Consider the following 7,982-nt stretch of genomic DNA (forward strand, 5'->3'; position numbering starts at 1 on the left):
CTCACCGACCGTGAGGTCGAATTACTGTTTTTGCAAATCGCCAGACTCAAATCCGAAGGCGTAGCGATAGTCTATATTTCGCATCGGCTCGAAGAACTCAAACGCGTAGCCGACCGCATCGCCGTGCTGCGCGATGGCGAGCTGGTGTGCGACGCCGATATTGCCGGCTATAGCAGCGACGATCTGGTGCGTCTGATGGTCGGGCGCAGCGTCGATGCCGAGCGTGAGCATGGCGAACGTACCTTTGGTGCGCCGCTGTTGCGTGTGCGTGACTTAGGCCGCCGCGGCGTGGTACATCCGACCTCCTTCGATGTACGCGCTGGCGAAATCCTCGGCATTGCCGGTCTGATCGGATCAGGACGGACAGAATTATTAAGACTGATTTTTGGCGCAGACCGGGCCGATCAGGGCGACATCTTCTTAGGCGACAATACCGCGCCGACCAAAATACACTCACCGAAAATCGCCATTGCCGCCGGGCTGGCGATGATTACCGAAGACCGTAAAGGGCAGGGTTTGTTGCTCTCGCAATCCATCGCCGCCAACACCACGCTCGCCAAACTCGACAGCGTCAGCAACGGCGGCTGGATTGATGCCGACGCTGAAACCCGCATCGCCGACGACTACATCGGACAGTTAAAAGTGCGCTGCCGCAGCGCCGCCCAACCGGTCGGCGAACTCTCCGGCGGCAATCAGCAAAAGGTCGTCATTGCACGCTGGCTCTACCGCGATTGCCCGATCATGCTATTCGATGAGCCGACCCGCGGCATCGATATCGGCGCTAAATTTGAGATTTATGCATTGCTCGCAGAGTTGGCGCGTCAGGGCAAAGGGCTGGTCATCGTCTCTAGCGATTTACGCGAATTGATGCTCATCAGCGACCGCATTGCAGTCATGAGTGCCGGTAGCATGGTGCAGACATTTACCCGTGGCGCATGGAGTCAGGATGCGATTTTGCAGGCGGCTTTTAGCGGCTATGCCAAGCCTTCTGAGGCCGCAGTGTCCGCCGCTTTGGAAGCCGCTCACTCAACCACCGCCGCATAACTTTTTAGATAATCACCATGACGACAACTTCATTCAAAAACACGATGGGCGGCCTCATCAATTACGTCGGCCTGATCGGCGCATTGCTGGCAATGTGCATCTTGTTTTCAGTGCTGAGCGAAAATTTCCTCACGCTCGAAACCTTTAAAACCCTCTCCAACGATATTCCGACGCTAGTGGTCATGGCCGTCGGAATGACCTTTGTATTGATCATCGGCGGCATCGATTTATCCGTAGGCTCGGTGCTGGCGCTAGCCGCCTCGGTCCTCTCAACGGCAATGGTGCAATGGGGCTGGGGCCTGTTCCCAGCCTGTGTGCTAGGCGTATTGAGCGCGACCTTGTGCGGCGCGGTCACCGGTTCCATCTCGGTCGGCTGGCGGATTCCTTCTTTTATTGTCTCGTTGGGTGTGCTGGAAATAGCGCGCGGGCTGGCGTATCAGGTCACTGGTTCACGCACGGTATATATCGGCAGCGCGGTCGATTCGATCAGCTCACCGATTATTTTCGGTTTATCGCCCGCATTTATCGCCGCCATAGTAGTCGTGATCGCCGGACAATTAGTGCTCACCAAAACCGTGGTCGGACGCCACTGGATCGGCATAGGCACCAATGAAGAAGCGATGCGTTTAGCCGGTATTAATCCGCGCCCTGGCAAAATCATGGTGTTCGCGTTGATGGGGTTGTTGGCTGGTGTCGGTGCGTTGTTCCAAGTCTCACGGCTGGAAGCGGCAGACCCCAACGGCGGCGTCGGTTTGGAGTTACAAGTGATCGCCGCAGTCGTCATTGGCGGTACTAGTTTGATGGGTGGGCGTGGTTCGGTGATCAGCACCTTTATTGGCGTATTGATTATTTCGGTACTCGAAGCCGGGCTAGCGCAAGTCGGTGTGAGCGAGCCGATGAAGCGCATTATTACCGGCATCGTGATTGTGGCGGCGGTGGTGTTTGACGCCTACCGTCGGCGCAATGAGCGTGCGGCTTGAAGAGTCTCTTTGCGATATGACGTTAACGTTTTTACGTCAGTTGCGTCCTTCGATACGGCCTGCGGCCTACTCAGGAAGAACGGATTTTTTTTAAGTTTAAGTAAAACCCGTTCGCCCTGAGTAGGGGCTTGTCCCCGTATCGAAGGGACGCTCGATGCCACTGGATCAAGAAAATATGAAACCTATCAATGAATTAATGACCCGCACATGGCAACCATCAAAGAAGTAGCGAAAGTAGCCGGGGTCTCCTACACCACGGTCTCGCATGTATTAAATCAAACGCGCCCCGTCAGCGCCCACGCCCGCGAACGCGTCATCGCAGCCGTGGCGACGCTGGGCTACGTGCCGAGCGCATTGGCACGCTCGTTAAAAAGCAAAACCACCGGCACTATCGGGCTGATCATTCCCAACAATACCAATCCGTATTTTTCTGAAGTCGCACGCGGGATTGAAGATAGTTGTTACGCCGCCGGGTATAGCGTCATTTTGTGTAATTCCGACGACGATCCGGCCAAGCAGCGCGACTATCTGAACATGCTGCTCACCAAGCGCTGCGATGGCTTGATTGTTGCCACGCTGGGCCGGGCCGATGGCGAAATACTGCGCAAAATGAAGATTCCTGCCGTGTTGCTTGATCGCGCGCGCAAAGAGCTGGCCGACGATCTGGCGATTGATTTAATCGCGGTCGATAACGCTGCCGGAGGCGCGCTGGCGGCGCAGCATTTATTGGCATTGGGACGCAAGCGGATTGCCTGTATCGGCGGCCCTGCCGAAATTGCGATTTCACGGGAGCGTATTGCCGGTCTGCGCCAGACCCTGATACAAGCGCATACCGACTTGCCCGATGCCTTGTGCGTCTACGGCGACTTTACCAGCGCAGGCGGTTATGCAGCGGCTTGCAGACTGCTCGATCTGGCCCCGGCATCACGTCCCGATGCGATTTTTTGTTGCAACGATTTGATGGCAATCGGCGCATTGCGTGCCGCCGCAGAACGCGGCATTGCCGTGCCGCAGGCGTTGGCGATTGTCGGCTTCGATGACATCGACCTGGCGCAATTTGTCCATCCGACGCTTACCAGCGTGGCGCAAAATACCCGCAAACTCGGACAATTGACGGCACAATGTTTGCTGGCGCGCATCGCCCATCCTGAGATCGGTTTGCAGCAACATACGATTGCGCCCGAGCTGCATGTCCGGGGTTCTAGCGTTAGTCAAATTAACTCTACAAAATAATAAGAAAGAAGATCAAATGATCGTTGTCATCGGCAGTATCAATATGGATTTAGTGATGCGCATCCCACGCATGCCGCAACCGGGCGAAACCTTGGGTGGCGGACAGTTTCAGACGATACCGGGCGGTAAAGGGGCGAATCAGGCGGTCGCTTGTGCGCGCCTTAGTCCCGCTGGCGCTAAGGTCGCAATGATTGCCTGCCTGGGCGATGATGCCTTTGGAACAGAATTGCGAGCGTCCTTGCGGAACGATGGGATCGACGATACGCACATCAGCACGGTCGCCGGGATGGCGTCCGGTGTGGCGGCAATTACAGTCGATGCCAGGGGCCAAAACAGCATCATGCTGGCCGCCGGTGCCAATGACGCGTTAAGCCCCGCGCATATCGACGCCGCCCGCGCATTGATCGCGCAAGCGACGGTGGTGGTGTTACAGCTGGAAACACCCTTGGCAACCGTGCGCTATGCTATCGAAATGGCGCATGCGCTGGGTAAAATCGTCGTCCTCAATCCCGCTCCTGCGCAGGCATTGCCGCAGGCATTGCTGGCACAACTAAGCTATTTAATTCCAAATGAAATTGAAGCCGCGATGCTGGTCAATCGTCCTGATGCGGGTCTTAATAACGATGCCGAAATCGATGCAATCATTGGCGAATTACGCCGCTACGGATGCCCCAATGTGTTGGTCACACTCGGCGCAAAAGGCGTGCGTGCGGCACTGTCTGGCGGCATCGCACATTTTGCAGCAGAGCCAACCACGGCCATCGATACCACCGCCGCTGGCGATACGTTTATCGGCGGCTTTGTGGCTGCGCTTGCTGAAGGCGTGAGCGAAGAGAATGCGATTGCGTTTGGTCAGCGTGCAGCAGCACTAAGCGTTGCACGGATCGGCGCGCAGACCTCGATTCCGTATCGGCGCGAGTTATTGCCAGCATAAAATTAATAGGACTTACGCAAAATCGCCCCAGCGGCGTTATCCTTCCTAGCCGTACCTTCGTACTGTCTTCGTCAGTCTGCCTTGCTGGAACAATTTTGCGTAAGTCCTACATTAACGGAGACAAAAACATGAAAAAAACCCCACTACTCAACATCGCCTTATCCCAGCTAATCGCCTCCCTCGGGCATGGCGATATGGTCGTCATCGGCGACGCTGGCTTGCCCGTTCCCGCTGGCGTGCCGCTTATTGATTTAGCGCTCACGCATGGTGTGCCAAGCTTTATCGACACACTCAAAACGGTACTCAGCGAAATGCAAGTTGAGCATCACGTCGTCGCCGATGCGCTGTTGCATCAAAGCCCGCAATTAGCCGCCCAGATTAACGCCTTCGGCTTGCCCGATCAGCGCGTATTGACACACACCGCCTTCAAACACATGACGCAAGGCGCACGCGCCATTGTGCGTACCGGCGAATGTACGCCGTATGCAAATATCATTTTGGTCGCTGGCGTAGTGTTTTGATATGCTGGAAGATTGACAAACAGCTAAATTCCATGCGTACAATACGCCATGAATATTTCCTTGCCAGAACTCGAAGAAGCCATCAATTACTGGCGCCTGCAACGGCCCGCGATCGGTGAAGAATGTGCGCTCTCGCCAGAGGTGAACTCATTGGCGAGTGTGTATGCGCTGATGATTTTTAATCGGCTTAGCAGCGTGTCGTTAGAAGCCATCGATGTGGCTTCGCAACAGTTGATTGCTGTCTGGCAGAAGCAACGCCGGGCTTGATGATCACGTTAACTTAAGCCGTCAAATGCCGCGCCTGTCGCAGCGGTGCCACCGTAGTCGTCTGCGCAACGGCGACAGCTTTAGGCGCATTCGGCAACTTCGGCGGCTGCCCGGCGTAATCCGTACTCAGCACCGCGTTCACGCTGGCTTCGCTCATACCCTGCAAGCGCAACCACTGCCCCACCAATCCCGCCAATCTATCCATCGCAATCCGATGCGTCGCATCCGTTTTGCCGTACAGCCAATCCGAAAACGCCATAAAACTAAAGAACGGTGTATCGCCCAAAATGATCGGCAGCGTGTGTGAAAAACGCCCTGAGTTAGCCACCAAATCCCAATACCGTGAAAACCGCACCAGCCGTTGCATGGTCGCAAAATCGATCAGGTTGGTCGCCAGAATGGTGTAGGGCGGATGCGGGTCAAAGATCAAACCGAAGGTTTGCGTATGCCGAATAATCGGCGTGCCGCGCAAGCGTTTGAGGATGCCGAACTGAATCTCGTGCGGTTCCAGCGCGACCAATTGATCGAAGCCACGGGCAAAACTTTCTACGTCCTCGCCCGGTAATCCGGCGATCAGATCGACGTGCAAATGGGCGTGCGATTCAGTGATCAGCCAGCGGATATTGTCGGATGCTTTCTGGTTGTTTTGTTTGCGACTGACCAGTGCTTGCACCTCGGGATTAAAGCTCTGAATGCCGATCTCAAACTGCAACGCACCGGGCGGAAATTTGGTGATCGCATCCTTCAATGCATCGGGCAAATGATCCGGCACCAATTCAAAATGGGCGAACACCGGATCGTCGGGATGGGCGGCGAGTTTATCGAGAAAAAATTGCAGAATATTGAGGCTGGTTTTGACGTTGAGATTAAAGGTGCGATCAACGAATTTAAACAGTCGTGCGCCGCGTGCATGCAGCGACTCCAGCTCGGCCAGAAACGTATCGAGCCCAAACGGCCATGCTGTTTTATCGAGCGCCGACAAACAAAATTCACACTTGAACGGACACCCGCGTGAGGCTTCGACATACAGCGTGCGGTGGGCGATGTCGTGGTCGCTGTAGAGCGAATACGGCAGCGTGATATCGGCCATCGGCGGTTGGATGCCGATGTGGGTTTTCATCAAGGGCTTGGGGCCATGGATGATTTGTCGGCACAGGTCGGGGAAGGTCACGTCACCCCAGCCGGTGACCAGATAATCGGCCAGTTTGACGATGTGTTGCTGATCCGACTCGTAGGAGACTTCCGGGCCGCCCAGCACGATGATGATCTCAGGCGCGATGCATTTGAGCATGGCGACGACTTTGGTGGTCTCTTCAATATTCCAGATATACACGCCGAAACCGACGATGGTGGTGCTGCCGTCGGTGGCTTTGTGGGCGAGCAACTTTTCGACGATGTCGGTGGTTTTTGCGCCGATGACGAACTCGTGGAGTTGGGTGTCGGCGCGCAGATCGCCCATGTTGGCTTGCAGGTAGCGCAGGCCGAGGGAGGCGTGGGAATAGCGGGCGTTGAGGGTGGAGAGCAGAATAGTCATCTTGTGGGGCTGGAATAGGGGATGCGGGTTTGCGCAATTGGGGGGATTTTACGCGTGTTGGGGCGTTGAGCGGTTTTTGACTTTATCCAACCATCCCGCGCATCTAGACTGCATTTTCGATTAATTACTTGAGAGTAAGTTATGCCGACGCCACCACTTGCGAATACCGGCCCTGTAGGGGGTAACACTGCGAGCCTTAACGACATTGCGGATGCACAAACAAAGCTGACGCAACCAACCTTCAGTAACAACATATTGAGCTGCACAAATCGCCCTGATGTAGTGCGTGCTGCTTACGACGCTGAATTGCAAGACAGGGTTAAATCACTGGCGGAATCGCTTCGAAATTGCGTCTACTCCCTGCAACACCAGATGGACGTGTTGGAAAATGATGTGGGATTATTTGTGTTTGAAATAAATACGTTGGTACAAACAAAACAAGATTATCAAAAGACGTTAGCAACAGAAAAAGACATTTCTTTACGCAAAATGATAGAAACAGAAGACCGAAGACTCAGCGATTTAATTACAGCTAAAACAGCTAAGCGTGACAATAAATTGCACGAGATGAATGAAAAATCCCAATTAATCAAAAATTTTACGCGGTACGCGAAGCAGGTTGCAGAGGGGGACTTTCGTGAAATCAATACCTTTTGGGGACTTTTATCAAATTTCGTCAAGATGCGCGTAATACATGACATATAAAAATGGGGCAGCCTCGGGGAAGGTTATGCCAATTCAAAAAACGTCAAAAGTGGCTGCGTCTGCAAGGTCAAATTTAGTGTCGCTTCGAGGGCGATGGGATATGAATTTGCGACATTGGGAGGGGTTTTAGGTCGGAGAGTTCTTGGTTCTGTGGCGTCATTTTCTTGACTGTTATTTAGCGGTTGACCACCGTTTTTAGCGAGAGTATGGTGTCAACGTTCCTCAAAAAGGAACACAGGTGTGACAGCCTGGTTGCTAGCTCCCAGACCGCGCCATGCGGGCTGCGTCTTCGTTCGTCCTTTATGGGCGGCGGTGACGGGGAAGCCCTCGGGCTTGCTGGGTTTGGAGCTATCACCAGTCTGTCACCTCCGTCATTTGCCGCCCACCCGTTAACTCTGACGGGCGCGGGTCAACTTAGACTAAAGGATAGACCGATGTCCAACACAACTCCCCCTAATGCTCCTCGTCCACCGTTTAGCTGGATCAATGAGGATGCAAAACACTTCCCTCTTGCCGACTTTGTTGCGCTTGCGTCCGATATCACGCACGGTATTCATGCTTGTCTGGAAATCGCCGGCTCGGCTCCCGCAGACGCTAGTGCAAAGGTACCGTTGCCAACCGTCAGCCGGTCTCAAATCGAGGCCTTGAATGGTCTGGCGATGGGGGCGTCATTGTTGTTGCGTGAGTATGCCGAGCGGGAAGTTGCCTGGATTAATACGCATGGGCCTGCGCATATGAAGGCGGTGAAAGCGGGGAGTGGGGGG

At 54.5% G+C, this 7,982-nt stretch carries 9 protein-coding genes; 8 read left to right on the plus strand and 1 reads right to left on the minus strand.

Annotation, left to right across the window (positions count from 1 at the left end; genetic code table 11):
* The 6 genes from ACVBEF_RS19435 to ACVBEF_RS19460 all read left to right on the plus strand — a co-directional run.
* Nucleotides 1-1,044 (plus strand): sugar ABC transporter ATP-binding protein (locus ACVBEF_RS19435; RefSeq protein WP_447125567.1); only part of this gene is annotated, 1,044 nt, incomplete at its 5' end.
* Nucleotides 1,045-1,061: 17 nt separating this feature from the next.
* Entirely contained in the window at nt 1,062-2,024 is a 963-nt protein-coding gene (locus ACVBEF_RS19440; RefSeq protein WP_447125568.1) for an ABC transporter permease, read from the plus strand.
* A 207-nt stretch (nt 2,025-2,231) separates the two neighbouring features.
* Nucleotides 2,232-3,257 (plus strand): LacI family DNA-binding transcriptional regulator, encoded by a 1,026-nt coding sequence (locus ACVBEF_RS19445; protein WP_447125569.1) that lies wholly within the window; start codon nt 2,232-2,234, stop codon nt 3,255-3,257.
* A gap of 16 nt (nt 3,258-3,273) precedes the next feature.
* The gene (gene rbsK, locus ACVBEF_RS19450) at nt 3,274-4,191 is read left to right on the plus strand and encodes a ribokinase (protein WP_447125570.1); all 918 of its coding nucleotides are present in this window, start codon (nt 3,274-3,276) and stop codon (nt 4,189-4,191) included.
* 128 nt (nt 4,192-4,319) lie between these two features.
* Nucleotides 4,320-4,712 carry a D-ribose pyranase gene (rbsD, locus tag ACVBEF_RS19455; RefSeq protein WP_447125571.1) on the plus strand — a complete coding sequence of 131 codons (393 nt, stop codon included), beginning with the start codon at nt 4,320-4,322 and terminating at the stop codon, nt 4,710-4,712.
* A 48-nt stretch (nt 4,713-4,760) separates the two neighbouring features.
* A complete protein-coding gene (locus ACVBEF_RS19460) occupies nt 4,761-4,979 on the plus strand; it encodes a DUF3717 domain-containing protein (RefSeq protein WP_447125572.1) in 219 nt (72 codons plus the stop codon).
* Between the two features lie 13 nt (nt 4,980-4,992).
* Here ACVBEF_RS19460 and ACVBEF_RS19465 read toward each other — a convergent pair whose 3' ends face one another.
* The gene (locus ACVBEF_RS19465) at nt 4,993-6,513 is read right to left on the minus strand and encodes a DUF4080 domain-containing protein (protein WP_447125573.1); all 1,521 of its coding nucleotides are present in this window, start codon (nt 6,511-6,513) and stop codon (nt 4,993-4,995) included.
* A 141-nt stretch (nt 6,514-6,654) separates the two neighbouring features.
* Between ACVBEF_RS19465 and ACVBEF_RS19470 the strand changes: the two genes are divergently transcribed.
* Nucleotides 6,655-7,218, plus strand: coding sequence for a hypothetical protein (locus tag ACVBEF_RS19470; RefSeq protein ID WP_447125574.1), 564 nt, complete (start codon nt 6,655-6,657; stop codon nt 7,216-7,218).
* Between the two features lie 434 nt (nt 7,219-7,652).
* On the plus strand, nt 7,653-7,982 hold a 330-nt coding region (locus ACVBEF_RS19475), incomplete at its 3' end, for a hypothetical protein (protein WP_447125575.1).

This window comes from Glaciimonas sp. GG7 (genome assembly GCF_052976905.1).